This is a genomic window from Streptacidiphilus neutrinimicus, from assembly GCF_000787815.1.
Taxonomy (GTDB): Bacteria; Actinomycetota; Actinomycetes; order Streptomycetales; family Streptomycetaceae; genus Streptacidiphilus; species Streptacidiphilus neutrinimicus.
In genome coordinates this window covers 24,877-49,123 of the sequence record NZ_BBPO01000018.1, presented here as the reverse complement: position 1 = coordinate 49,123, position 24,247 = coordinate 24,877, and the positions used below count along the sequence as shown (strand labels likewise).

General features: G+C 72.0%; 28 protein-coding genes and 2 pseudogenes. 5 read left to right on the top strand and 25 right to left on the bottom strand.

Annotation, left to right across the window (positions count from 1 at the left end; genetic code table 11):
- Positions 1-46 precede the first annotated feature (46 nt).
- Complete coding sequence (locus tag TR48_RS14370) at positions 47-634, top strand: hypothetical protein (protein WP_042366838.1); 588 nt, start codon at positions 47-49, stop codon at positions 632-634.
- A gap of 47 nt (positions 635-681) precedes the next feature.
- On the opposite strand, the gene TR48_RS14365 is transcribed toward TR48_RS14370, so the two are convergent.
- Positions 682-927: a hypothetical protein gene (locus TR48_RS14365; RefSeq protein WP_042366835.1), complete on the bottom strand. Its 246-nt coding sequence runs from the start codon at positions 925-927 to the stop codon at positions 682-684.
- An 86-nt stretch (positions 928-1,013) separates the two neighbouring features.
- On the opposite strand from TR48_RS14365, the gene TR48_RS14360 reads away from it, so the two are divergent.
- The 4 genes from TR48_RS14360 to TR48_RS44330 all read left to right on the top strand — a co-directional run bounded on the left by TR48_RS14360 (position 1,014) and on the right by TR48_RS44330 (position 5,589).
- Positions 1,014-1,283 (top strand): DUF6087 family protein, encoded by a 270-nt coding sequence (locus TR48_RS14360; protein ID WP_042366833.1) that lies wholly within the window; start codon positions 1,014-1,016, stop codon positions 1,281-1,283.
- Positions 1,284-1,511: 228 nt separating this feature from the next.
- A complete protein-coding gene (locus TR48_RS14355) occupies positions 1,512-2,921 on the top strand; it encodes a hypothetical protein (RefSeq protein WP_052442673.1) in 1,410 nt (469 codons plus the stop codon).
- A 160-nt stretch (positions 2,922-3,081) separates the two neighbouring features.
- Complete coding sequence (locus TR48_RS14350) at positions 3,082-4,449, top strand: restriction endonuclease (protein WP_161789829.1); 1,368 nt, start codon at positions 3,082-3,084, stop codon at positions 4,447-4,449.
- 252 nt (positions 4,450-4,701) lie between these two features.
- Positions 4,702-5,589, top strand: coding sequence for a hypothetical protein (locus TR48_RS44330; protein ID WP_152627975.1), 888 nt, complete (start codon positions 4,702-4,704; stop codon positions 5,587-5,589).
- 4 nt (positions 5,590-5,593) lie between these two features.
- Here TR48_RS44330 and TR48_RS14340 read toward each other — a convergent pair whose 3' ends face one another.
- The 24 genes and pseudogenes from TR48_RS14340 to TR48_RS14240 all read right to left on the bottom strand — a co-directional run bounded on the left by TR48_RS14340 (position 5,594) and on the right by TR48_RS14240 (position 24,100).
- Positions 5,594-6,160, bottom strand: a complete 567-nt coding sequence (locus tag TR48_RS14340; RefSeq protein WP_042366827.1) for a DUF3631 domain-containing protein — start codon at positions 6,158-6,160, stop codon at positions 5,594-5,596.
- A gap of 10 nt (positions 6,161-6,170) precedes the next feature.
- Positions 6,171-6,956 carry a winged helix-turn-helix transcriptional regulator gene (locus tag TR48_RS14335; protein WP_042366825.1) on the bottom strand — a complete coding sequence of 262 codons (786 nt, stop codon included), beginning with the start codon at positions 6,954-6,956 and terminating at the stop codon, positions 6,171-6,173.
- Between the two features lie 88 nt (positions 6,957-7,044).
- Positions 7,045-7,440, bottom strand: a complete 396-nt coding sequence (locus TR48_RS14330) for a hypothetical protein (protein WP_042366823.1) — start codon at positions 7,438-7,440, stop codon at positions 7,045-7,047.
- A 19-nt stretch (positions 7,441-7,459) separates the two neighbouring features.
- Positions 7,460-7,984 carry a hypothetical protein gene (locus TR48_RS38890; protein WP_052442672.1) on the bottom strand — a complete coding sequence of 175 codons (525 nt, stop codon included), beginning with the start codon at positions 7,982-7,984 and terminating at the stop codon, positions 7,460-7,462.
- Positions 7,981-8,643: a DUF4913 domain-containing protein gene (locus TR48_RS14320; RefSeq protein ID WP_063770987.1), complete on the bottom strand. Its 663-nt coding sequence runs from the start codon at positions 8,641-8,643 to the stop codon at positions 7,981-7,983. The genes TR48_RS38890 and TR48_RS14320 overlap by 4 nt, the downstream gene beginning before the upstream one ends.
- A 122-nt stretch (positions 8,644-8,765) precedes the next feature.
- Positions 8,766-9,392, bottom strand: a complete 627-nt coding sequence (locus TR48_RS14315) for a hypothetical protein (protein ID WP_152627973.1) — start codon at positions 9,390-9,392, stop codon at positions 8,766-8,768.
- 68 nt (positions 9,393-9,460) lie between these two features.
- The gene (locus TR48_RS45525; RefSeq protein ID WP_052442671.1) at positions 9,461-9,670 is read right to left on the bottom strand and encodes a hypothetical protein; all 210 of its coding nucleotides are present in this window, start codon (positions 9,668-9,670) and stop codon (positions 9,461-9,463) included.
- Between the two features lie 636 nt (positions 9,671-10,306).
- Positions 10,307-10,495: pseudogene (locus TR48_RS45520) on the bottom strand (hypothetical protein); the annotation flags it as partial.
- A gap of 85 nt (positions 10,496-10,580) precedes the next feature.
- Positions 10,581-10,832, bottom strand: a complete 252-nt coding sequence (locus TR48_RS44700; protein ID WP_063770985.1) for a DNA cytosine methyltransferase — start codon at positions 10,830-10,832, stop codon at positions 10,581-10,583.
- Positions 10,829-11,347 (bottom strand): hypothetical protein, encoded by a 519-nt coding sequence (locus TR48_RS14305; protein ID WP_042366820.1) that lies wholly within the window; start codon positions 11,345-11,347, stop codon positions 10,829-10,831. The genes TR48_RS44700 and TR48_RS14305 overlap by 4 nt, the downstream gene beginning before the upstream one ends.
- 16 nt (positions 11,348-11,363) lie before the next feature.
- The gene (locus TR48_RS14300; protein WP_042366818.1) at positions 11,364-11,885 is read right to left on the bottom strand and encodes a hypothetical protein; all 522 of its coding nucleotides are present in this window, start codon (positions 11,883-11,885) and stop codon (positions 11,364-11,366) included.
- Between the two features lie 10 nt (positions 11,886-11,895).
- On the bottom strand, positions 11,896-12,462 hold the full coding sequence (locus tag TR48_RS14295) for a hypothetical protein (RefSeq protein WP_042366816.1): 567 nt from the start codon (positions 12,460-12,462) through the stop codon (positions 11,896-11,898).
- Between the two features lie 86 nt (positions 12,463-12,548).
- On the bottom strand, positions 12,549-13,067 hold the full coding sequence (locus TR48_RS14290; RefSeq protein ID WP_042366814.1) for a hypothetical protein: 519 nt from the start codon (positions 13,065-13,067) through the stop codon (positions 12,549-12,551).
- A gap of 9 nt (positions 13,068-13,076) precedes the next feature.
- Positions 13,077-14,933, bottom strand: coding sequence for a DnaB-like helicase N-terminal domain-containing protein (locus TR48_RS40440; RefSeq protein ID WP_152627972.1), 1,857 nt, complete (start codon positions 14,931-14,933; stop codon positions 13,077-13,079).
- The gene (locus TR48_RS41940; protein ID WP_152627971.1) at positions 14,930-15,919 is read right to left on the bottom strand and encodes a hypothetical protein; all 990 of its coding nucleotides are present in this window, start codon (positions 15,917-15,919) and stop codon (positions 14,930-14,932) included. The genes TR48_RS40440 and TR48_RS41940 overlap by 4 nt, the downstream gene beginning before the upstream one ends.
- A 17-nt stretch (positions 15,920-15,936) precedes the next feature.
- Positions 15,937-16,137: a hypothetical protein gene (locus tag TR48_RS14280; protein ID WP_042366812.1), complete on the bottom strand. Its 201-nt coding sequence runs from the start codon at positions 16,135-16,137 to the stop codon at positions 15,937-15,939.
- A gap of 68 nt (positions 16,138-16,205) precedes the next feature.
- Positions 16,206-17,050, bottom strand: a pseudogene (locus TR48_RS45515) (hypothetical protein).
- A gap of 95 nt (positions 17,051-17,145) precedes the next feature.
- Entirely contained in the window at positions 17,146-18,948 is a 1,803-nt protein-coding gene (locus TR48_RS14270; RefSeq protein WP_042366810.1) for a type IV secretory system conjugative DNA transfer family protein, read from the bottom strand.
- A gap of 246 nt (positions 18,949-19,194) precedes the next feature.
- Positions 19,195-19,917 carry a hypothetical protein gene (locus tag TR48_RS14265; protein ID WP_042366809.1) on the bottom strand — a complete coding sequence of 241 codons (723 nt, stop codon included), beginning with the start codon at positions 19,915-19,917 and terminating at the stop codon, positions 19,195-19,197.
- Positions 19,918-19,934: 17 nt separating this feature from the next.
- Positions 19,935-20,594 carry a hypothetical protein gene (locus TR48_RS14260; protein ID WP_042366807.1) on the bottom strand — a complete coding sequence of 220 codons (660 nt, stop codon included), beginning with the start codon at positions 20,592-20,594 and terminating at the stop codon, positions 19,935-19,937.
- Between the two features lie 35 nt (positions 20,595-20,629).
- The gene (locus TR48_RS14255) at positions 20,630-20,950 is read right to left on the bottom strand and encodes a hypothetical protein (RefSeq protein WP_042366804.1); all 321 of its coding nucleotides are present in this window, start codon (positions 20,948-20,950) and stop codon (positions 20,630-20,632) included.
- Positions 20,951-21,078: 128 nt separating this feature from the next.
- Complete coding sequence (locus TR48_RS43230; protein ID WP_161789828.1) at positions 21,079-22,164, bottom strand: GNAT family N-acetyltransferase; 1,086 nt, start codon at positions 22,162-22,164, stop codon at positions 21,079-21,081.
- Positions 22,161-23,465, bottom strand: a complete 1,305-nt coding sequence (locus TR48_RS14245) for an ATP-binding protein (protein WP_042366801.1) — start codon at positions 23,463-23,465, stop codon at positions 22,161-22,163. The genes TR48_RS43230 and TR48_RS14245 overlap by 4 nt, the downstream gene beginning before the upstream one ends.
- 146 nt (positions 23,466-23,611) lie before the next feature.
- Positions 23,612-24,100, bottom strand: a complete 489-nt coding sequence (locus tag TR48_RS14240; protein WP_439654469.1) for a hypothetical protein — start codon at positions 24,098-24,100, stop codon at positions 23,612-23,614.
- Between the last annotated feature and the right edge of the window lie 147 nt (positions 24,101-24,247).

Genomic DNA, 24,247 nt, shown 5'->3' with positions numbered 1-24,247 from the left:
CACGACGACCACGCCCGTCGTCCCACAGCTCCATAGGAGAAGCCCTGTGACACCCACCGCCGAGCAGATGCGCGCCGCCCTCGTGCGGCAGATCGAGGGCCTGGCCGGCACCTGGGACGCCGACTCCTTCGTCGGCCTGCTCCACGTACGTCCCAACGGGCAGATCACCGTGAAGCGCTTGACCTTGCCCCGGAAGACCTTCGCCTTCCCGAACCCCAGCACGGCGTACGCCGCGCTGGCCGCCGCCGTGACCCGCGCCGACGACATGCCGACGGACCTGCGCGAGGCCCTGCGGGCGGTCAACTCCCGCACCCACGGCCTGGTCCTGATCAACGAGGGCTGGGCAGCGCCCGAGCACCTGGTGGAGGAACTGGTCCGACGCGACGCCGTTGGAGGCTCCTTCCCTCCGCTGGCTACCCACAAGATCGAGATCCGCTACGCCCACGCCGCGCTGTTCGTCGACCTCGGCACCGTGTACTGCTGCCAGGTCAAGCGCGACGACCCGGCCGACGTATTCTTCGTCTACACAGACGGGCCCAACGGCACCGGCCCCACCGGCCCCCTCGCAGAAGCCTTCGCCGGGCTCCTGGCTGCGTTCGCCGTCCTTGCCGGCGAACGCGGAGCTCGCACCTGAGCAGGCTACGGCCCCCGGTGCCCACGAAACGAGCAGACTGACCCGGGTCAGTCCCACACCTCGGGGCCGCCCCCGCGCCACTGGACCAGCTCGGGATCGGTGACGTCCGGGTCCTCCAGGCCCGCTACCCGCAGCAGCTCCTCCACGTCGCTACGCCGGTGCGCGAGGCCGACCAGCTGATGCCGGACCTCCACCCGTCGCACCATGCCGCCGCTCGGAATCGTCGGGTGCTGTTGCACCGGTTTCACCACCACCGGCGGATCGGTCGGGGCATCCTGCTCGCTCTCGTTCACCCCACCACCCTCACCTCCTCACCACCTCTTCGCACCCCGGCGCGCACCAGCCCCGCCGCCCGCTGGGCCTCGGTAAGGTGCCCGCCATGGGACGACACGCCAAGCCGAAGCCGGACCCCGAGCTGCCGGACGATGTCGACCCAGCCGACGCCCTGTTGCTGGAGCCCTACCTCCGGCGCCGCCAGCCCCCGCTGCGCGGCCGTCGCACCCACCAGCCCGTCGGCGGTGGTGCCATGCACGTTCGCTCCACCGAGCAGCGCATCCTGCTGCGCTGGAACGACTTCGAGTACGAGGTCGTCGGTATCGCCGACAACCTGACAGAGGCGCAGCAGTGGGCGGCGGGAGCCAACGGCTGACCACCGCACTGGTCGGCGTCGTTCTCCCCACGAGTGGCCCTGGAAGTCGGACGGCCGATTGCGTATGGGGCCGCCCCTCCACTAGGGGGGTGCCAAGCAACGACGAATTCCCTGCGGTCCATCGCCGGCCGAGCGTCGGCGCCTCGGGCCGGAACGTGGGTCCGACGGAGTGACCCCCCGGGCGTCCTGCGAGAGGAAGATTGTCCCCAGGACGATGGAGGGGATTGGATGCTCGACCTAGAGGTTCAGCTCGCCCGAGTAGCTAACGCCGAGGTTCGGCCGTTGGTGAAGGAGGCTCACCGCTGCTACACGACGGGTGCCGCGCGGGCGGCGATTGTGCTCACGTGGACGGCCGTGTGCGCGGACCTGATCGACAAGATCGCGACGCTCTATCAGAGCGGCGAGGCCCAGGCCGCCGATCTCACCAACGAGGTCGCCGCAGTACAGGGCAAGTTGGACCGGGCATCGATCGTGGCCATGCAGGGCGTGGAGAGCCGGGTTCTCGATACCGCCGTCACGCTTGAGCTGATCGATGCCACTCAGAGGGTGCAACTGGAACGGCTGCGCGAGGACCGCAACCTCTGCGCTCACCCCTCGTTGCGTCCGATGGGCGAGTTGTTCGATCCGCCTCTGGAGTACGCCCGTGCGCACTTGGCGGTCGCGCTCGATGCGGTACTCGTCCACCCCGCCAGCCAAGGACGCAAAGTGGTGGAGGCGTTCGCCGAGCACATCCTCGACCCGGGATTCCTCGGCGACCCGCTCCACATTGCCTACGCTTTCTTCCGTCAGGTGCGGCCCACCGCCCGCCGCAGAGTGGTGGAATTCGCAGCACGGCACGCCATGTTGGAACCTGCGCTTCCCGACCACCCCGCCGTGGCGCCGGCCGATGTCGCCGACCGAATGGCCCAGTGCCTGCGTATCTTCGCGGCGGAAGACCGGGACCTGGTGGCCGAGATGGTGGGCAAGTTCGCCCAGCGGTGGTCCACGCTGCCGCAGGTGGAGATCCAGCGCCGCACGCTCGTGCGACTCGGTGATCTGGATGCGTTCTGGAGCGGCATGAGCGAGCCGATGCTCAGCCACTTGGACGCGATGGTCCGGGACATCGGCGAGAGGCACAAGGGCAAGGCAGGTTGGGAGGCACCCGATTTGGAGTCCTCGGAAGTCGGCGCACTCGCCCTTGCCGCCCTCGCCGAGGTGCGTTCTGCGTTGCCCTCGCTTGAGGGCGCCATGGACGGGTGGTCTACCTTGCGGCGAGCCCGTGTGGTCGCCCAGCGGCCGAGCCCGTACTTCGCCGAGTTCGTCGGACCTCTGCTTGAGGAGGCGTCGAGCTTCGACAACGGCGGAGAGATCCAGCGTGTCGCCGTGCTGCCCTGTGCGGTCTACATGACAGCGGACCAGTTGCAGGCAGCGTTGACGGCGTGGGCAGCCAACAGCCAGTGCTGGGGGTGGGGCGCGATCGACAACGTCGTGCGGCTCTTCCATGCGACGGCGCACTTGGGGACAGCACGCGACTCAGCGTTCCGCGACTTCTTCAGCCGACTCGACGCGTTGGCCGGAACCGCGAGCGTCGTCGATTACAAGGACATCGCTAATCAGGTGAAGGGCCAGATCGCAGGTCTGCTTAGCCCCGAGAAGTGAGCTGTGCGGTAGGGGAGCGTCTACGCGAACCGCGTGGCGCTGCCGAGGACCGCGGTCGCCACGTCGCCGTAGCTGTCTTCAGAATCTCCTCAGGCGTGACGCTGGCCTTCGAGATCGGCATGGCATACAGGGAAGAATGGGTAGCTCCAGAATGCGGAACGTGATCGAGGAGTTCGGGAAACTGGACGCCGGGGGAACCTGCTCACCCCAACAACGCGGAACCGACTTCAACGAACTGTTGGCCAGGGCTTGGCAGGCCGATGGCATCGACGCTGAGACCGGAGTGCGCGGCTCAGGCGGGCACGACGAGGTCGACGTCTTCTTCGAGTACAGGGGCATTCACTGGGTCCTGGAGGCGAAGTGGCTGAATGCGGCCGTCAACGTCGACCCGATCGCCACGCACCAGGAACGCCTGAACTCCCGCCCGGCGGGAACCCGGGGCCTGTTCGTGTCGATGAGCGGCTACACCGAGTCCGTGAAGACGAAGGCCGCGCAGCCGCGGTGGCCGCAGATCCTCCTCCTGGACCGGGCCCACGTCGAAGCTGTGATCAGCGGGCTGCTGTCTCCCACTGCCCTGCTCGACGCGCTGATGAGGCACACGGCTCGTCACGGCGGCTCCTACGTGCCCCTGGGTGATCTGTTGGTCGGCCGTTCCTCGGAGCCGCCGAGTGCCGGCCCGGCCGCCGAGGTGCTGGAGGGCTGGGAGACAGTGCTGTCCACGCGCGACGGCATTCGGGCCGTCGCCGTGTTCGCCGGGCGACCGGGATGGTCTCGGCCTTCCGGAATGTGCCCCGGTCCAGACGGTGACCTCCTCGTCACCACCCCGGACGGCGTACTCAGGCTCGATCCGGAGACGGGCAGGACTGCTTGGGCCCTTCCCCTGCCGGGATGCCATGGCCGTGCACTGTCCCTTCCGGACGGCAGCACGATGGCAGTGTGCAATGGCGCTGTGATTCGGTGGGACGGATCAGCGCGTGTGATCGCAGGCGGGTTCGCCGGATCGAACACCCATCTCCTGAGCGGCCCCGGCGGAGAGCCGTGGGTCTTCCAACGCTCGACACAGGCGCAGCAGAGCCATCACCTCCTGGCCCGGCTCGGGAGAAGAGTAGGCGAAGAGGAAGTACATGAGGTGGGCTTTCCTGCAGCGGTGCTCAATGCCGTCTGGTTGGACGGACGTCGCTTCCTGTTGTCCGCCAACGGGCACAGCGCGATTGTCGACCTGGACCTGGGACGCAACGTCTCCCGTGACGACTGGATCCCTTCGGCGGTGCACTGGCCCGAGGGCGTGGCCCGAAGCGGCGACCGAATCGTTGTCGCCGAGGGCCTGAACAGCGACGGTCGACGGGTCGTGCTCTGGGACCCGGTGGACGGCAGTAGTTACGAGATCGCGCGGCTCCAGGCCAACTACTTGCTCGACCTCGCCCTCGGGCGGGACGGCCAGTGGTGGGTGCTCGCCGACACGAGCGGTAACGACCCTCAAGTTCGGCCGACCTGGGTGTCGCTGAACGGCGTGGACCCGCAGCAGTGATGCGCGCCGTCCTTGGTTGGTGTGGACCGGCCGGCGTGTTCGACGCATCGGGCGGAGGGCCCACGATCTCCTGCCCTCGGGTGGGCGCGCTTTGCGGCGCGGACGGTGATCGCGTCGCTGGCGGATAGTCTCGGGACACGACAGGGAGGACGGACGCCAGTGGCCAAGGACGGGCGGAGCGGAAAGGCCCAGCGCGCCCGGCGGCAGAGGGAGAGCCGCCAGGCGGCGCAGGAGACACTGCGCGAAGACCACATGCGGGTGGCCTATGAACGGGTGGGCGACCCGCGGTTCCCCCAGCGCGTGCGCTTGCCCGACGGCTCGGTCCAGGTCGTACTGCCTAAGGGGTCTGTGCCGCCGCAGTTCACAGAGGCCGTGGAGCGGCTGCGGACGGACTTCCGCGAGCACTTCGGGCGAGACCCGCAGCCAGGCGAGCCGCTGCTGTTCGACCACGCGGCCTCCGAGCCGACCCCCCTGGACGAGCGCGACATGGAGGCGATGGTCGCTGACCTGGCCGGCAGCGCCAAGGCGGCCGGCCTCGACCCGGCGTACCTGCTAGCGGTCAACGACGTCGGCTACATGGTCACCGAGGACACGCAGCATCTGTTCACCGCCCACGAAGTGCAGGCATACCTGGACGCCGTCGAGCGCCACCAGGCCGCACAGGCCCGCCGGGCCTCAGCCGAACTGCACCGACAGGTCGAGCACGCGCTGCGGACCGCGGTCAGCGCCGTGGTGTCCTCCGCGACCGACACGCCGGCCATCACCGTGCTGCGCTACCTCGACACGGTGGCCGACGAGCAGGGCGAGGACGCCGCCGGCCAAGGCTACGCGTACGCCTTCGGCACTCTGGCCTCGTGGCTGGTCGGCGCGGCCGAGGGGGGGCTTCCCCCGGAAGGCGCCGAGCAGGCGGTGCACTGGGTGGCCGAGCACCTGGGCGAGATGAACGGGCGCTCAGCGCTGGAGACCGCCGGCATGCTGCGCCACCCAGCAGCGCCAACGACCACCGTGGACGAGCTGGTCGAGACACTCGGCGACCGAGGCGTTGTCGTCGCCCTGACGTGGCTGACGGCCGGATTGGTGGCCACCGCGGGGCAGGGGCACGCGGACTGGCTGCCGCCGGTGGCAGACGCGCGCGGCTGACGGGTCACGCGGCATCCCGCAGAGCGGCCTCGTCACCAGGGTCCGGCGGCCCCGGCTGGGCGAAGAGCAGGTCGGTGCGGCGGTAGGCGCGTTGTCCGGGCCGAGCTTCCGTCGCCGCGGACGGCGCGGGGATCGGTCGCACGCCGTAGCAACCCAGGAACTCGGCAAGCTGCGCGATGCCAAGCCCGTGCGGACGCTGTCGGCTCCATGGGTGCGAGAGATCTGCGCGCAGCAGGTCCACCAGGAGTTCCTCCAGCAGCAGCTCCTCCTCCGGCAGCGCCAGCGCGATCCGGACGCATTCGTCGAGCAGCTCGCGACCAAGGGACGTCTCGTTCGGCCCGAGGAGAGGAGACGGGGGAGGGCAGACGTGCCCGCACGGACGGACCAACGCCAGGACGGTCTCGGCGACCGTGTCCCGGACGTCGTCCCCGGCCGCCATAATGCCGCGCGTGTGCGCCGTGAGCGCCTCGATCGCGCCGGCAAGGTTCTCGACCAGGTCCAGCACGATCCGGCCGGTGGCGGCGCTGGTGTCCGGGGCGAGCGCCCGACTCAGATCTTCGAAGGCGGTCATCGCGGCTCCGTCAGCGCGCTCGTGACGGGGCGACGGCGTGCTGCACGAACGGCGGGGGCGGCGGCTCGACGTGGGAGAACACCAGCGGGGGGACGGCCCCGCGCAGAACCGCGGCCTGCGCGCGGGAGACAGCGGCGGCGACCACGGATCCGGCCGCGGGAGCCGCGTCCTCGCCCCGGTTCCACCGCTGCAGCGCATCCCACGAGGGCGCCAGCGCTCGGCCGGCCGCCGTGAGCTCGTACCGGTAGTGGCGCGGAGCTCCGCTGCGAGAGAGCAGCCCGTCCTCGGTGAGCTGGATCAGCCTGCCGGGCAGGGTGCCCTCCGGTACTTGCGGCAGCAGCTCCAGCAACTCCGCCCGCGAGGTCGGGCCCGGCTCCACGGCCCACAGCAGATGGGTGGTGTAGGAGCGGGACAGGGCCGACAGCGAGCGCTCGACGTGCTCGGCGCGCGCGACCGGCTCGGCCGCTGGGCGGTGGGCAAGGCCCCAGGCCCCCATCGCCTCATAGGTCGCCGACAGGCGCAGGCCGTCGGAGGTCGGCAGGTACTCGCCGGAGCTGGTGCGGGCGAGTAGGCCGCCGTCCTGCATCGCCCGGAGTCGAGGCTGCAGGCTGCCGGGGCTGATCCAGGTCATGGCGGCGGCGACCTCGGCATACCGCATCCGCTTGTGGTGGGTGACCAACTGCATCGTCCATGTGGTCCAGCGCGGGGCCAGGCTCTCGATGGCCTCCTGCACATCGTCGGCGCCCTGCAGACGACGGCTGGAAGCGGGGCGTATGAGGGTGACGGTGTTGCTCACGGGAACTCCGGATGGATCGGTGCCGGCAGAGGGAGGCTGAGGAGGCTGGTCCGCTCCGGTGCTCGGGAGCGCCGCCGTGGGGCGCGGCTCACGCAGCGGCCCCGAGAATGCGGGCGGCCGGACCCAGGCGGCGGGAGCCGGCCCGGAGCAGGTCGCTGTGTGCTACGTGCAGACAGCGCACGGCGGACTGGACCTGGTGCAGCGCGGCAGTCCCGTCGTGCGCCGTGGTGTCCTCGGAGGCCAGGTGCTCCGCGGCGTGGACCAGGTGGGTCAAAGCCGTGGCTGTGTGCCGCAGAGCCACCAATGCGTCTTGGTCGGGACCGCGCTGGGTGTTGATCGAGACGATCAGTGCGCCGAGGTCGCCGATCAGCGTGTCGACCGCTGAGCGGGAGCCGGAGGCCATCGCCCGCGAGAGGAGCAGAGCGTCGGCGTGCAACTCGCTTACGGATGCGGCGATCCGGTCCAGGAGCAGGGGGTGGGACATCGAATTCCTTTCGCATCGCTCAGCGGGTAGGGCGAGCGCCTCCGCGCAGAAGAGCCAGATCCGGGCTGCCCAGCGGCCGGAGTGCTGCCGCCAGCGAGCCGGTCGCCCGGCCGCCTGCGACCGGCAGTCCGTGACCGGGCCGGGGAGCGTGGACGGAGGCGGTCAGCGCGGCACGGGCACGCGGCGGCAGCGGATGCGGGGTCAGGAACCCGGAACTGAGCTGCAGCAGCCGCTGGGCGGCTGACCGGTAGACCACCAGGTCCCTGCGGGCCCCGACCGCGAGCAGGTTGATCTCACGGGGACGCACCGCGCTGGGCGAGGCTGCCCGTTCCAGGTACACGGCACGCCAGTCGGCAGCGTCGCCCAGGTAGATCTTTCGGCATCCCCGCAGGTCTGTGGCGGCGACCTGCCCCAGTGGCAGGCCACGCAGCAGGCCGCGTACCACCTGCTCCAGCCGGTCGAGCGCGGAGTCGCGTACAACGGACGGGACTTGGCGCAGGTCCACGACAGCCTGCGGGTGCGCTCCGAAGGAGTAGGCCGTCATGCCGCGGAGTCCAGGTCCGGATCCGGCTGCGGGGGCAGGGTCGGCTGCGGTCGCGGGCGGGGCTGCGGACGCGGCAGCGCGGCCAGGTCGGTCAGATCCGGCACGGGCAGCAGACGGTGGGTCGGGCGGTCCGGGTGGGTGGTGCAGGCACCCAGCGGCCCGGCCGGGTCGCGCAGTTGCATCAGGGCCGGGTCCAGGTGGTCGCGCTGCCAGGTCGAGGGACCGGCATGCCCGGCTTCGACGTGCGTCAACGCCTGCCAGGCCAGCCAGAGCGCGTGGAGGCGCGCGACCACCTCGGGGTGTTCGGGCCAGCGCACGCACCAGGGCCGCGCGCCGCTGACCTCGCGCCCGTAGATCTTGAGGAAGATCTCGTCCACCCAGGGCGTCATCGACTCGACCTCGCGGGCGTAGGCGTTGTCGTCCAGGGCCAGGATGAACATCGACTCGCCTTGGCCGAGGTCGCCCTCAGCGGTACCGCCGGACGGCTCCCCGCCCGGCGCACCGCCGGCCATCTGGGCGACGAGACGGGTCTGGGCCTGGTGGCTTGCGGCCAGCGCCGAGATCGCTGGCGGGAGTTGGGCAAGCATCTGCTGGGTCTGCTCCAGCAGCCGCAGTGCGGGTACTTCCACGGAGGCGGACGGGTTGTCGGGTTCCGGCACAGCAACTCCCAGGTCGTAGGACGGGTTCGCTCCCACGACTCTGGTCGGCGGCCAGCGAGTGAAAAATCGCCGACCCTGTGGTAGAGGCGTTCTCCGAGTAGTCCGCAGGCCGGCGGCCTGGGTCAGCGGCCCCGGGCGGGGGAGTCCGGGGGGTCGGCGCGCGGGGGCCGCTCGGCCTGCGGTGCCTGCACGGGCTCGATCAATCCGCTTGTCTGGGTCGCGGCGCTCTGGCGGGCACAGGCCGGGGGCGCTTCCGCCAGCGCCTCGGTCTCCGAGTCCTCGAACTCGTCGACCTCCTCGGGCGACTCGGACTCCGCCTCCTCTGCGCTTCGGGCCTCGATCTGCTCGGCGAGCCAGCACAGTCCCGCGCTGTTGGCCATGCCGTCGAGAACGTCTCCGGCCCAGTTCGTCGCGTCGGTGATATCGCCCTGCTTCAGGGCGTCCTTGGCCTCCTCGGACCCGTAGGCGCAGAGGTCGACGAACACCTGCCACCGCTCGTTGGTGGGGATGGGGACGCAGGCCGAGGCAACCTCCCCGACGACGTCGGAGCCGTACTCGCCGGTTTCACCGCGGTCGTTGTGGTCGCCCTCCGTTGGAAGCCTTCCCTCCCTCCACGCCTCCTCGAACGACAAGGCGAGGGTGTTCAGCCACTGGCTGCCTGGCGAGTATGGGCCGTCCAGGCTGGACGACAGGTCCATGTAGCCGTGCCAGAGGTTGATCCGGATCAGGCGGTCTTCTTCGTATCCCAAGTGCACTTCCCTTGAGGTGAGTTGTTGGTGGTCCCGGTGGCTTCCCGGGCGGTTGCCCGCCTGTTCCGTCAGCGCGAGCTGCCGGTGCCACCGCGGGGGCGCCCGTCGCCCCCGCCCGGCGCGATGAGCCGGTGGTGGCAGCGCAGCGCCTCGGTCGGGGTGATCAGCCGGACGGCCTGTGCGGCCTGCGGAGGGACGACGCCGTTGCCGAGAGCGGTGAGTCGCGCAGCCCGCGACAGGCCGGGCACGGCGGTGACGTGGGACTCGGGCAGCCCCATTACCCATTCCACGAATGCCGGCGACAGGCGGCCGCGTTCGTCCGTCGGGGCCGGAGCCGGGCGGGTGAGGGCCTCCCAGCGCCTGATCGCCGGCAGGTAGGGGCCCCAGCGCTCGGGCGCGGTCTGCTGTCCTCCGGACCGGGATCCTCCTCCCACAGCGGGAGCACCACCTGGCTCAGCGGCGGGCGGAAGCCCGGCCCGGCCCGGCGGCCGGCGGTCCCGGTGTCGCTCGCCCGGGGAGTCGGCAGCAGGCTCGCTGCCGCCGACGACATGGTCTGGTCCCCCCGCGAGCCGCGCGCGTTCGCGCTCCCGTGCTTCCCGTCGCTCGCCAGCGGTGTCGGGAAGAGGAGGCTGGGCTGCCCGAACGCCTCCGTCTCCGGTGACAGGTGCTCCACCTCGTCCTGGAGATTCGGGGTGTGTCCACCGGCCTTCCGCTTCGCGGGCGGCTGGCTCCCACCGTTCGTGCCCAGGTTCGCGGTCGGGGTGGCGAACAGGGTGACCACGAAGCCCAAGTCCTCGCGGCCGGGGTCCGGCCCCTTGGAGTCCCGCGCCTTCGGCGTCGGCAGGCCCTGCGGAGGCTGGCCAGGCGACGAGGAAGACGCGCTCCCTCCTGTGCGGGGCGCCGACGTCGGACGCGCGTACGCACGTCCATGCCGCGTCGTACCCGCGGTCGGCCAGGTCTCCGAGTACACACCCCAGTGCCCGCAGAGAATGCTCGTCTCCGCTGTCTCCCAGACACCACGGGCACTGTTCCAGGTCGCCAATGGCTGACGGGGAAGCGGAGGTTGCTCCTGCGCTGAGAATTCCCCTGACGTTCTCGATCACCACCAAACACGGACGGAGGGTGCCTATGGCGTCGGCGATGGTGTGCCACAGGCCGGACCGGGTGCCGGGGATCAGCCCGGCGCGCTTACCTGCGAGAGAGAGGTCTTTGACAGGGGAAGCCGGCCGTCAGGACGCAGATCTCGGGGACGGCGGTCCAGTCGATGCGGGTGATGTCGCCCAGGTTCGGAGTGGTGGGCCAGTGGTGGGCCAGGATGGCGGCGGCAGCGGGGTTGACCTCGGCGTGCCAGGCCACGCTCCCGCCCAGGGCGGCCATGACGCCGAGGTCCAGGCCCCCGTAGCCGGAACACAGGGAGCCGATCGGCGGCGGGGTGGTCACGTGCGGTTCCTTCGGGAGTGGGAGGGCTGCGAGGTCAGGGTCGAGCGCAGTTGGCGGCTCTGCTCGGTGCGGAGCCTGCGGGCGGACCGGGCCGCTTCGGCGCGGCGTTCGGCGACGCCCGTACGCAGCAGCCATCCGCGCAGGCCCTGGTGGGCGAGTTCCATCGAGGTCCGGGCGAAGTACACGGCGTCGGTGGCGGAGCGGATCGGCCCGGCGTCTGGTTCGCGGCCTGCGGCGTTGAGCGCGATCTCCAGGTAGCCGGCTGCGGTCTGTGTGTGGCCGAGGGCGGTTGTCAGCGCGTCCCGTAGTGCGGGGTGCGGTCGGTCGGCGGACTGCCGGGTGCCGACCTGCTCCAGCGACTCGGCGAGCACCCGGCTGACGCGGACGGTCTCGTCGAGGTGGTCACGGATCTGGTCGGCGGTGGGTGGCTGTGGGCGGGCCTCGCGGGCCAGCAAGGCGGAGGCGCAGTCGCCGGCCAGGCGGGCGGCGGCGCTGGTGGCAGGGCGGTCGTGCAAGGCAGCGGCTCCAGGATCAGGGACGGCGGGCATGTGCGGCCGACAGCACCACTGCGGGCCGGGCACGGGCGGCAGTGGATGGCTGGGAGACCGGCGTCTGCGGACCTGCGGGAATCCGGCGGGCAGCGTGCCCGCGCAACTGCGCTGCCGTGACTGTCAGCTCGCGGTTCAGGGCGTCCTGGGCGGCCTCGACGTCCGACAGGGCCTGTCGAATCGCCGTGGTCCGGGCCGGCGCGGGCCGCAGTGTCGCGAGGTGACCGAGCCGCCCGTGGGCGGCGGCAAGGCGTCCCAGGTGCTGTGCGGCGGCTGCGCCCTGGACGGCGGCCTCGGTCAGCGCGTGCACGAGCGCGGTGGCGGCCGGGGCCTCGGTGCTCGCTTGCGCCGCCCGGTCGAGCAGATCCGCCAGAAGGGCGTGCAACTCGGCGGCGGGAAGCGCGAGCCCGGTCAGTGAGTCGGCGTAGGCGCCGCTCAGGCGGGTGGCGATCTCGTCGAACTGGGCTGCGAGCGGGACCAGTTCAGTGGCGGCAAGTGTGTTCATCGGCTCCGGCTCAGCGGTGACGGAAGGGCAGGACGGTCGCCAGCACCGCGGGGGCGACGGGTATGGGCGTGGTGCGGGGGCGGACGCCTGCAGAGCGTCGAAGGGCTGCTGCGGCACGCAGCGGCACGGGGTCTTCCGCAGGCAGCGCGGCGGCGGCCCGACGGGCGGTGAGGGCAGCGTCGGCCAGGCTGGTTCGGACGCGGGCCCCCGTGTCGGCTCCGTCGAGCCGCAGTCGCAGCCGGTTCAGCAGCACGCGGCCGTCGGCGGTCTCCCCGGGCAGGCCGGAGGCGGCACACTGGCGGACCGCCCGGCCCAGGAGACTGCCGGCCGCGGTGGTGGCGACGGCCACTTCGGCCAGCCCGTGAGCAGCGGAGCGTGCACGGGCCGGAGCGGAGGGGGACGCGAGCAGTTCGGCCGCCGTGTCCGCTGCGTCCTGGGTGATCGCCTGGAGGTCCGAGAGCAGCCGCGTGAGATGCGTCAGGTCAGCCGGGGCCACGACGCCGAGCAGGACGGGCTGAGCGCCGCAGGCGTCGATTCGGTCGGCGAGTGCGAGGAGATGCTGGGCGGGGTCGGGCACGGGCCACTCCGTCGAAGGGTTGAAGCCAGGGGCGCGGGGCCCGACAGGCTGGATCTCGGGCGGGCTCTGGGTGCTTGGCGCCCGGGTCAGCGCCGGGCCGTGGAAGCGGGACCGCTCTGCCCGTGGGCCCGTCCGGCTGCAGTGGCCACGCGACTGGGCGCGCCGGCGGCCGGGCGCGACGCCAGTTCCCGCGCTCCCGAGCGCAGGTTGGCCACGGCAGTGGCCAGTTCGTCGCCCAGCTCGTACTGGAGGCCGATCACCTCCTCTTCGGGGGCGGCACGCTCGGCGTCGGTGAGGTCGAAGGCGGAAAGGTAGGCCAGGTTGCTGGTGATCCAGGTGGCCCGCTCGGCCGCGTGGGCCAGGGGAACCAGGGCCTGCTGCGCGAGCCAGAGGGGCCTCACCTGGGCGGGGCCGCCGTCTTCGCCCGGCTGGTTCTCGCGCAAAGCGCGGGCGGTCGACGCGAGCAGGGCGCCCAGGTCTTCGACACGCTGGAGGGCTTGCTCCAGGGTTGGCAGCGCTTCCAGCGCCTCCGGTGTGGCCAGGGCGACCTGGAGGGGGCCCACTTGCTGGCCGAGGTCGATCAGTTCTCGGGAGCCGAGAGGCACGACAGTCTCCTACACGTGATGGGGCAGCACCGGGTCCAGGGCACGGTCGCCGAAGCAGCGGGTGCGCCGGGGCCGGTTGCCCGGCTCGGAGCTGCCGATGCTGACCCCTGCGGTGCGCAGGTCTGCGATCTGGCGCTGCAGGTCGTCAGGCAGGGTGTTCATCTGGGGGTTGCTCATCGCCGAGGGCCCGGGTATCCGTCCGTTGGCGCCGACCGTCCGTCGGGGAGCCGGGGTTCGGGCAGGGCCGAAGCCGGCCTCACGGGCCCGTCGGCGCGGGCGGTGGGCGGGGAGAGGGCACCTGGCATTCGGGCTGCCAAAGCGCGGGAGCCGAGGTCTTCGGACGGCGACGGCTGGTTCAGGAGCCGAAGTCGGGCGACGTCCAGCCACCGGTCGGCGAGGTGCAGGTGGCCGATGCACTCCTGGAGCGTCGCTGCCCGCTGGTAGTCCGACAGCGCCGGGTTGTGCAGCAGGCCCAGGCCGGCGAATGCGGTGCCGAGATGGCGCACGGATTCCGCGAGTCCAGCGGCGGCCTGCGTCGCGCAGTGCAGCGCCAGGGGGTCGCGGGCTGTCGGAGGCGGCGCGCATGCTGCGGTGCAGGTGTCCGCAAGTAGCGTGGCGGTGCGGTCGAGCCGGGAAGCGACGGAGTCGAGGTCCGGCACCGGGCCGGCCGGGCCGGCACGCAGGGGGTGGTCGAGCAGATAGTGGTAATCGTGGGCGAGGCCGGTGAGCCGGCGGGACTGGTCGTCGATCGGGAAGCTCCTTCGCGGGGCGGGCGGTGGCGTGCAGCACGAGCGGAGGCGGCCCTGGTCCGGCGCCCGGCGCGGCTGCGTCGCCGACGGCCCGCTGCCAGCGGAGCCGCAGGGCCCTCAGCGGGGCCAAGGCCGCGGAGGCGTCACGGATGAGCTGCTCAGGGGCCGACGGCTGGAGAGCCAGGCGCATGACCTCGGCTGCTGCGGCGGCGATGTGCCGTAGCACCGCGGACTGCAGCACTGCCCAGGCCCAGTAGTCGGCATCGCCACCCACGACATCGGAACTCAGCATCAGCACGGCGCTGGCCGTCAGCTCCTTGTTGCTGAGCAGGCCGCGGTGGCGGGCCTCCCACAGCACGGTGAGCGCGTCCACCACGTCGTCGCGCCGGTGGACGGCGACGAGGCAGGCGTAGATCTGGGAATGGGCCGGTTCGGTGAAGTCGGCGGGCACCAGCCACCGGGCGATCTCCGGCAGCGACGAGGGGTTCTGGAGCAGCAGAGCCAGGACCATCTGCTCGTCGACCACGTGCTGCTCAGTACCGACGGCGCTGCCCGAACGATCGAGAGCCGCTGCTCGCCGTGCCGGTGCGGCGGCGGGATCGGGCGGCCGGGTCAACGAGCGCCCGGCCTTCGACAGCGCGTCGGTGAGTACGTCCAGGTAGTGCAGGACACTGGACACCTCGCGCGAGCGCTCCGCGACCTGAGCCAGCCGCGAGGCGTGCTCTGTGATCTCGCGGTGCAGGGCCGCGTCCACGACCATCCGGGCGTAGGCGGCGGCGTGGGCCGGGTGCGGACACCGGGCGATCAGGGCGTGCGTGTACGACGGCGACAGGCCGGGCAGCCGGCGGGACACGCGCGCCTGCACCGCCAGCGGCAGCGGAAGGTTGCCGGGATCCGCCGCCTGCCCCTCGGCGCTCCGGTCCGAGACGGCCAGCTCCAGCAGGGCCTGGTACGTCTCGGCGTGCACGGGGCGGTAGAAGTCCTCCGGGCGCAGCGAGGTTGCCAGGGCTCCGATCTGGCCGGGGTCGAGCAGCAGTGCACCCAGGAGGGCCTGCTCTGCGAGGAGGACCGGGTCGTGTTCTTCGGCTCCGGCAGCGGGGGCGGCGGCGTAGCTCACCGGCGTCGCCCCCGTGTCACCGGCAGTCCCGGAGGCGTCCGTGCCGCGGCGGGCTGGGACCGCGGGTTCGAGATCGGGCGGGGCATCACGCTTCGGCTTCCGGGACGGACCTCGCTCCCCAGGGCCGCCAGGCGCTCGGTGAACTCGCCAAGGCCCGCGCCGTGTTCGGCAACGATGGTCATGGCGTGCCAGGCTTCCTCGTTGCGCTCCGCCTCCAGATCCGCAAGTCGAGCCGGCCCGGCCCCCGACAGGCGTCCCTGCTCGCTGCCTGTCAGCCACTCGCTCTGGAGCCGGAGCCCTTCGGTCAGCGCGTGGCGAAGCTCCGAGACCCGCCAGCGGTCGCCGGCAGAGGACTCGGAACCGGCACCGCGAAGGTCAGCCTCGACCCGGGCGAGGACTGCCGGGCCGTGCACGAGGTAGCCGGCGAAGCCGTCCCAAGCCTGGGCGTCGCGGGCAACCAGGCCCTGGCCGTAAGCCTGGTCGTCGAGCGGATACCCGGCTGCGTCGCAGAAACTGTCGCTGACGGCGTCCCAGCTCGCGGAGGCGGTCCGGATGAGGCGGACCGCTCGGTCGACGGCCTCGGTGCGCACGCTCCACAGGCACTGGGTGATGCGGGGCAGGAGTCGGTCGGACAGGCTGCTGGCCGCGCGCGCCGGATCGGCTGGGACAGCGACGGCACGCGGTACGTGCGCCCAGATGTCGGACGTCGGATCCGGGTGCGGAGTAGCCCAGTTGAGCATCGCGCCCACCAGGTAGCCGCGCCGGGCGGGACGGGGCAGGACGAGCAACTGCATCCGCTCGTCGCCGACGGTGCCGGCCAGCATCGCCACGTCGGAGACCGGGTGCTGGCGCATGGCGGTGAGCAACGAGCTGTCGTCCCAGACCGTGTCGGCGGCGCTGGCGGCCAGATACGGAACCAGGCGGTGGTAGGGCGCCATCGGCCGCCAGCCGGGTAGGCGCGCGGCCACCTCGGTGGCGAAAGCCACGGCCGTCGCGGTACGGGTCACAGCCGCGGCCCGCTCGTGTAGCGGTAGAGCCGAGCCTGCTCGCGGCTGGCCAGCGCCTGGTCGCGCGCGGCCAGGAGGTCCGCGAGCGCGGACTGCTCCAGCCAGGCCCGGGTCCGGCCGAGGACGGTCCACCGTCCGGTGGGCTGGAAAGCGGGACGGTCCAGGTACTCGGGTACCGCGGATCGGCGGCGGGGCACAGGAGCTCCTTGAAGGCAGGGTTGGTTGAGGAAGAGGGGCAGGTCCCGGCGCCGGTCGGGCGAGGTCTTCACGCCGCCTCGCTCGCGACGGCCGCGTGCTCGCCGCGGCAGGCCCAGGGCGAGCAGCCGTCCGCGTCGCCGTCCTCCAGGAGGACGGCGCGTTGGTCTGGCGGGCGGCCCGCTCCCGGCTGCTCGGGCGGTCGATCGGCGCCTGGTCGAGAGGCACGCGGCTGCGGTGCAGGTACGCCTGGCCGAGCAGCGGGGAGCCCTCTGCGGTCGCTCGGGCGTTTCCCGCCCGGATGGCCCTGTCGAAGGCGACGACGTCGGCCCATTCGCCGGGCGAACTGTCCCGCAGAGACCTCCACTGGGAATTCCCGTGATAAGGGCATCCTAGGCACGCGGATTTCGGGGTGCTCCCGAATCCGTGCTCGCCCAGCAGGTCGACACAGTCCTCCCGGGACATGTCCAGCTCCAGCAGGGGGAAACGGTTCCGCATGTACTTCACGTCCGCGTCCTTGGCCCTATGGAACTCGTCCTTGCTGATCCCGATCCACTGCTCGACGAAGACGGCGGACGGAATGCGCTTGGGATATGGATAGCCGAGGAGAGAACGCACCTGGGTCTTTATCGGCTTGATCTTGTATTCACCCGTGCACTGTCTCCGGGTCATTCCTTCGCCGCCGTCGGGATTGCGGATGAAGAGTGGCATGCTCGCGAATCGGTGCGCCGGGTCCAGTGCGTCGTCGCGGATATTCCCGGAAGAGACCCGGATAATCGGGATTCCAGCGGGCCGTGCGATCTCGCGCTCCACACGGTCGAGATGGGAATACACGGCCTCGGGTTCCCAGCCGGTGTCCAACAAGACCGCGAAGTCGACCTTCGGGAGGCGGCCCAGAGCGGAGAGCAGGAGCAGGCAGGTGCTCTGGACCCCGGCGCCCAAGGAGAGAGTCCGCAGCGCCGGGCGAGACGGTGCGTCGGATGCGACCGCGGGAAAGCGGGGGCGCGCGCTCATGCCGGCCAGCCCTGCGGCAGCCCGTCCTCCGGTTGGCCAGCGGCAGCCCTGGTCTTGGCGAGCGCGCGCTCGGTGATAGCCGCCGTGGCCTCGGCGGACTGCTTGGCCAGCGGCCCCGCGTCGGGCTCCTTGTACCAGGGCTTGAGATCCACCAGGGCGGCCCGGATCCCCGTCGCCAGCAGCAGCGCCTGGCCCTTGGGAAGCGCCCGGATCTCGTCGGCGGGCAGGATCCGCTCCTGCCGCATGCTCGTCGACGATGAGGTCCCGGAATCCGAGGTGGAGTACGAGAGGGTCTCCACGTCGTGCTCGCCCACGAGCCTGCTCAGCTTGTCCGCGAAATCCGCGTCGTCGATCCCGCTACCGATCAATTTGCAGGTGGCAGCGCTCCACAGGGCGTCCATGCCCGCCTCTCCCCAGACCCGGACGCCCTGCCGGTAACTCTGGAGAATGGTGATCGGAATGACGCCGCGCGAACCGAGGTGGGAATACAGGTCGGGCAGGTCCGAGATTTTGCAGACGTTCGCTGCCTCGTCGAGGATCGCCAGCAGCGGCGGGTCAAGACGCCCTCCGGAGAGCTCCGCCTGGATAACCGCGGCCCGCATGACTGCGTCGGCTGCGGCTGCGATGAGCGCGCTGGCACTGCCGCCGCCGTCCTTCGAGAGCAGGAAGAGTGTGTCGCGGCTGGTCACGAATTCCGCGGGCTGGAATTCCGGAAGCAGCGGCTGGGGGGTGACCCAGGCGGCGATATCCGGGTCCAAGAGGCAGGCCGCGTACTGCCTCGCGGTCTCGTAGATTCCGTCGCGCGTTTCCACCGCTCCGGCGACGGTGCCCTGGAGTTGGGCTGCGACGGCGTCGAAACCTGCGTCCCGAAGCAGGTCGACGGGCGTGCGGTCGGACGGGGACGCGAGCCAGGCCAGTACCTCGGTGATCGGGCGCCCCGAACGGGCCGCCGCGAGGAACAGGGAGGTCAGAGTGTTCGCGGCGGCCGTCGACCAGAAGTCGTTCGCGTTCGACTCGTCCACAGAGGCGGCGACGAAGTGGCCTGCCAGCCGCCTGGCCCCGGCGAGGGTGTGGGCGTCCGCCAGCACGTCCCACCACATGACGCGCTCGGCGTGGGCGATCTGCTGGGGGTCCAGCGTCCACACGGTGCCGACCGCGCGGCGCGGTCCCAAGCAGGCGGCGTAGGCGTCCTTCGCGGCCTTGTTGCTGGTCAGCAGGACGGCCCCGGGCGCCCGCAGGATCGAGGGGATCGCCAGACCGGAGGTCTTGCCGGACCGTGGTGCCATGATCGCCAGGAGGACGTCCTCCCAGGAGGCTCGGACCTCGCGGCGGCCGGGCCGGAGCGTGCCGAGCAGCAGGCCGGTCTCGTCCGCGGGCGGGTTCTTGACCAGGGCCAGACTGGGTCGCAGGTCCCGCGCCTTGGCGGTGGTCTCGCGCGGCAGCAGCGTGGAGAGGTCGCGCGCCTGTGCCAAGCCCTTGGCACGCCCCTTCCGCAGCCGCATCCACACGCCCAGGCCAAGGGCGAGAAGCGCGAGGAGCAGCAGGCCCGGTGTGATGCGGGCGAAGGCGAGGATCTCCCAGCCGGGCAGGTGCGGCCAGAGCTGCTGCGGGTGCAGGGCCGCGGTGACTGGGGTCCAGGGCGCGCTGGGCTGATCGGCGGCCAGCGCGGCGAGGTTGCCGACGGCCCAGGCGAGGGTGCCGTAGCCGGCGAGTACACAGGCGCCACCGATGAGCGCACCGAGGGCGAGATCGGTGCCGGGAGTCGAGGAACGCGGAGAAGGGGCGGAGGAGTTGGGCAAGGGCGGGTCCTTGGGAGGTCCGCGCGCGAGCGCACCGGGGGCGCACCCGGCCGGAGTGGCGGGTGGGATGGCGGCGGTGCGGGCTCTTCTGCTGGTCATGGCGCTCCTGTGTGTGGTTGGCGGCGACGGGCGGACGTCTGTCCGTTGCGAGCGGGCGCGACGGTGCGGGGCTCTTCGGCGAAGGGCTAAGGCGGGCTGGCGCTGGCGGCCGGGCCGATGCCCGGTGCCTTGTCGCCGGTCCGTCGGTTAGCGGGAGCCACGGCGGCTCGCCCCCGATCGGGGAAGCGCCGTGGGAAGGGAGGCCGGGTCGCTGCCGGACACCGGCCGGAGAGCGGGAGCTGCCGCGGCCTGCCGCGTGAGCCGGTCGACGAGGACGGTCGCCGCCTCTGGATTCATCGCCCGCGCGAACGCGTGGAGGAGGTGGTCGACCGCGGCGGGGATCTCGGCCTCGTCCAGCGTGAAGACCATCGCCGCCTGCATCGCTTCGTCGATCCGGGCCTGGACCTGGGGGTCGGGGTCGGGGGTGAAGGCGGTGACCTTCGCGATCCGCTCGACGGCCGCCGGGAAGAACGCGAAGAGGTGGTGGAGAGCGCCGTTGTTCTGGTCGGTGACCTGCGCGGTGATCTCGGCGATCTCAGCGGCGCTGGTGGCCTGGCTCAGCCGCTCGGTGAGGGCCGCGATCGTCTGGCTGGCCGTCTGCTCGTTGCCGGCGTCGAGGCGCAGGGGCTCCGGTTCGACGTCCAGCTCCGGGGCCAGCTCGACCCGATGGCCGGCTGCGTGCAGCAGGTCGGCGGTGCGCGAGGCCGCCGCGCGCTCCTGCGCAGGTGTCAGACCCGGCGGCAGGGCCTGCCAGAGGCGGCCGGGGGACTGCTTGGGTATCCAGCCCAGGGTCACCATTATGTCGTGGGCGGCCGAGTCGCCTCCCTCGGCGGTGACGCCCCCGTCGGGGTTGAGGGTGATGGAGATCAAGAGGTGCTCCTAGGGAGTCAGCGGGCTCGGCGCGTCACGGTGGACGGTGCGACCGGCGGTTGCGGGCTGGGGACGGCCCGGAGGCGGGGAGCCGTCGCCGGTGGGTGCTGCGAGGTGCCGAGGTGCGCCGTGTGCGCCTGGGCCGCGGCGACTCGCGCCGCGAGCCGTTGGAGCTGTTCGGCTGCCTTCGTGAGTTGGGTGGCGTGGTCGTCCGGGGCGCTTGGACGGTTGGCGGACAGCCACAGGCCGGCCTCGGCGAGCGCTGCTGCCGCGGAGGGCAGCAGACCGGTCACCGGCGCGGTCAGCTCCAGTAGCAGCCCGGCCAGGGCGTCGCTGTCCGGCGCCTCGGCGATTTCGGAGGCCAGGCTGGCCAGCGGCTGGCCGAACCGGGGCCGGGGATGGAGCGGTTCGGCCTGTGCTCCGTGCAGATCCGGCGAGAGACGCACCTCATGGCCCAACCGCCGCGCTGTCACCGCAGCCGTCACGGCGAGGTCGCGCTGTTGGGACGGCCGGAGGTGGTCTGGCAGGCGCAGGACCGTCCGGCCGCGGCGCTGTTCCGGCACGTAGCCGATCCGCTGCAGCAGGTCCTGGAGGAAGGGCTCTCCCGTGCGCTCCCAGTTGTTGGTGCTGCGCGCCTCGTAGCGGCCGGTCGCGGGCTCCCGCAGGATCGAGATCACCGAGACCGGCTGACGGGGCCCCGGCGGCGGTGGCGTCACGCCCGGCCCAGGTCGTACACACCAGTGACCGCGTCGGACGTGGTCCAGGCGTTGCCCTTGCCGTCGCCGTTGACCAGCCGGACGGTGGGGTCGTACGCCTGGCCGTCCCACACGACCTCGATGCGGTGACGGGTCGAGCAGCGGTTGTGCCAGTACACGGTCGTGGTGAACCAGCCGGAGTCGGACCAGCTCCAGGCGAAGCAGCCGGAGACGTGGGAGAAGGTGGTGGCGCTCGCCGGGATGGCGGTGCCGAGGACAGCGGTCGCGGTGGCCGCGACGGTCAGCGCGATGCGGGTACGCAGGCTGCGGTGCTTCAAGTGGCCAATTCCTTACGAGGGATGGAAGGGAGGGAGAGGTGCGGCATCGGTGCCGAACGGTGCGGTGCCGGGCTTGCCAGAGCCGGGCCAGCGGCGGAAGGCGTGAAGCCTCCGGGGCCGCGGCGGGCTCAGGGCTGCGGGTTGCCGGTGCGGGCGAAGGAGAGGAGCCGGTCGCCGAGCCGGGTCAACTGCGCGGTGAGCGCGGGTGCGGGGCGGGTGAGGTACACCAGGGAGTCCAGGCGCTCACCGGTCAGCCCGTGCCGGACCTTGTAGGCGCAGTTGCCGCGGCCGGCGTCCAGCACGGTCGCTCCGGTGCGCTGGGCGTACTCGACGGACTCGGCCATCAGCCAGGTGTAGGTGTGCAGGTCCCGCTGGCGGGCGTGGTCGATCCCCGCTCCCCACAGGTGGAGCCGGTCCCGGTGGCGGAAGGAGAAGAACGCGCCCGCCAGGTCGTCCTCGCCGAGCACGGCGGCCAGCAGGACGGCGCCGGGGACGAGGGCGAGGGCCCGGAACATGGGCGCCGTATAGAGAGGAGTGCCGTGGCGCTCGGCGGTCGCTCCGGCGAGCGGAGAGAAGCGGTCGAGCCAGGGCAGCATTTCCTCGCCCTGCAGAACCTTCAGCCGCAGGCCGCGGTCGGCGCCGCGGCGCTGCTGGCGCATCAGGTCGCGAACCGCCTGCCGGCGCGGAGCGCGGTCGGCGAGGGCGGCCAGGCCGCCGGCGACCGGCGCGGTGTGCGCCATGTCGGTGAAGACCCGCGCGTCGGGTCGCCGCTCGCGCAGCCACGGTTCGGCCTCCGCCAGCGTGAGGTTCGGCAGGACCAGGGCGGCTGCGCCCAGTCGGCGGGCGAGCGCGAGGCCCTTGCCGAGCACGGCGGAGATGTGCTCCGGAGTGCCGGCGCCAGCGCCTCCGTACTCGGCGTAGAGGCTGCCCGCGCACAGCACGGGTGCTGGCCAGGAAACCTCTATGGCGGCGTCGTGCTGGAGCCGGTCCCAGAACCCGCTGCGCTCGACGAGGTGGAAGCTCACCGTTTCGGGCCGGGGGTCGTCCGGGCCGTCGAGGAGCAGGTGGTGGTGCGAGCGGATGACTTCCGGGGCCGCCTGCTCCCAGGCCGCCGCCCAGGCGGTCGTGTGGAACAGGTGGGCCGGTAGCGGTACCTGGGGCAGGTCGGCCGCGCGGGGGAGCCAGGTGCTGGGGCTGGTCGAGGTGGTCGTCATCGCACGCACCCCTCGACCTGCGTCTGCGGGCCGGTGACCTCCAGGCCGAGGGCGTCGACCAGCGCTTCGCAGCGGCGGGCAACGTCGTCGAGGCTCTCGGCGCGCAGCGTCACGGCGCCGGCCAGGCTCATGGTGCCGAAGTTGCCCGGGGTCCGCTGGCCCGGCGTGAGGTTGACCTGGGCGTCGAGGACGCCGTCCAGGCGAAGCAGTTCGTCGGCGGTGGCGACGCGCCGCACGGTGCCCGGGGGCGCGGCGATGACCAGGTTGGCAAGGGTCGGCGGCGCGGCGTCGAGGCGAATGTCCGGGCGTTCGCCGACGGCCAGTGCCGCCAGGATCGGCGGCAGGTCCAGGCCGTGCTGGCGGCAGTACAGGGTGGCGATGCCGCCGCCGCCCGGCCGGTGCGCGGCTTCCCCGAACACCCACTGTCGCTTCGGTTCCCGGTCCGGCGTCCGCAGGATCTCGCAGTGCACGACGCCGGTGCCGCTGCCGAGCGCCCGGCTCGCCTGCAGTGCCAACTTCACCACCTCGCGCGCGTCCCGGTGGCTGGCGGGGACGACCGCGTCCCACTGGTGTCGGCCGAGTACGCCCAGCAGGGGAGCGCTGTACCGGCCGGGGAAGGCGCCGAGGAGTTCGCCTTCGTGGAGGTAGAGGTCGACGAACCATTCCTCCTTGGCCCGGATGAACTCCTCTACGAGGAAGCCGCCGGGACGCTCGTTGAGGCTCAGCAGGAACTCCCCGGCGCCGAAGCGGCCGGTGCTGTCCGGCACCCTGCGGTCGAAGACGCCCTGGCGGATCAGCCGGTCGAGGTGCGCTTTGTCCTCCACGACGAAGGTGTTGGTGGCACCGGCGCCGCGCGCGGGCTTGACCACGACCGGCCAGCCCAGTTCCTCGCCTGCCTTGGCGACCTGCGCGCCTGAGCGGACGGGCAGGTGCCGGGCTACGCGGATCCCGGCGCGGGACAGGCGCCTTTTGGCGACGTCCTTGTCGGTGTGCGCGAGGGCGTCGGCGACGGTCAGGCCCGGCAGGCCGAGGCGCTCGCGGATGACCGCGCAGGGTCGGGCGACTGCCTGTTCGTCGATCGTCGCCACCCGGTCGAGATCCGCCGGCAGGAGCGGCAGGAGGCGGGTGGCCTCGATGGGGTCGTGCCATCGGGAGATGCCGAAGACGCCGTCGGCTCGCGGGGTGTCGGCGCGGCGCTGCTCGACCGTGTCGGCGGGTACCAGCAGGGTGACGCGGTGACCGGCGTCCAGGAGCGCCGTTTCGAGCGTGGCGTTGCCGCTGCAGGCAACCAAGACGTGCATGAAGAGGGACCTTCCTTCGGTCGGGGTGTGCATCCACCCTCGCGACCGGGCGGAGCGTGCAAAATCGCCGCAGCTCTGGTAGAAGCGGGCCCGCCGACCCTTCGATCGCGGGCCCGCATCCTGTGACGTGGCGTCAGGCGGACGGCCTAGTAAGGGTTCTCGTTGGTGCGGTCGTTGTCCGAGGCGGCGGCCAGCAGCTCGGGCAGGTCGGCGGCGTCGGCCTCGCGCTGGTCGATCCACCATCCGGCGCGCGTGACCGTGCGCGCCTGGTCCTCCAGTTCCTGCCAGTCGGCCTCGTCGAGGTCGCCTTCGCTGACCAGCGCGGAGTAGGCGGCGGTCATGAGCTGGTGCCGGACGGTCGAGGCCCAGGGGACGGCGCGCTCCGGGCCGTCGAGCGGGGGCATGCGGAATCGTTCCTGCCACTCGTCGGCCGCGGCGACTTCGGCGGCGCGCTTGGCCACGAGCCACGAAGCGGTGTCCTGGGCGTCGCGCTGGTGCTCCTTGCGCCAGCAGTCCGGACACTCGCGCTTGGCCAGCCATCGGGCGTAGCCGGCACGCTGGTCGGCTGCGCGGGAGGAGAGGTCCGTGCGGCTGCTGTGGCCGCAGGCGTGGTCGATGTCCCAGATCGTCTTCACAGACAAGGCAGTGGACTCCTCGGAGGGGGCGGAGGGTGGTGCCGTGCTGTCGGGGCGGTGGCCGCCCCGGAGGCTGCCTCGCGTCAGGCGTTGCGGCGGGCGGCGGGCCGGGGTGCCGCGAGCGCGGGCGCGGGCGTGGCGTCAACG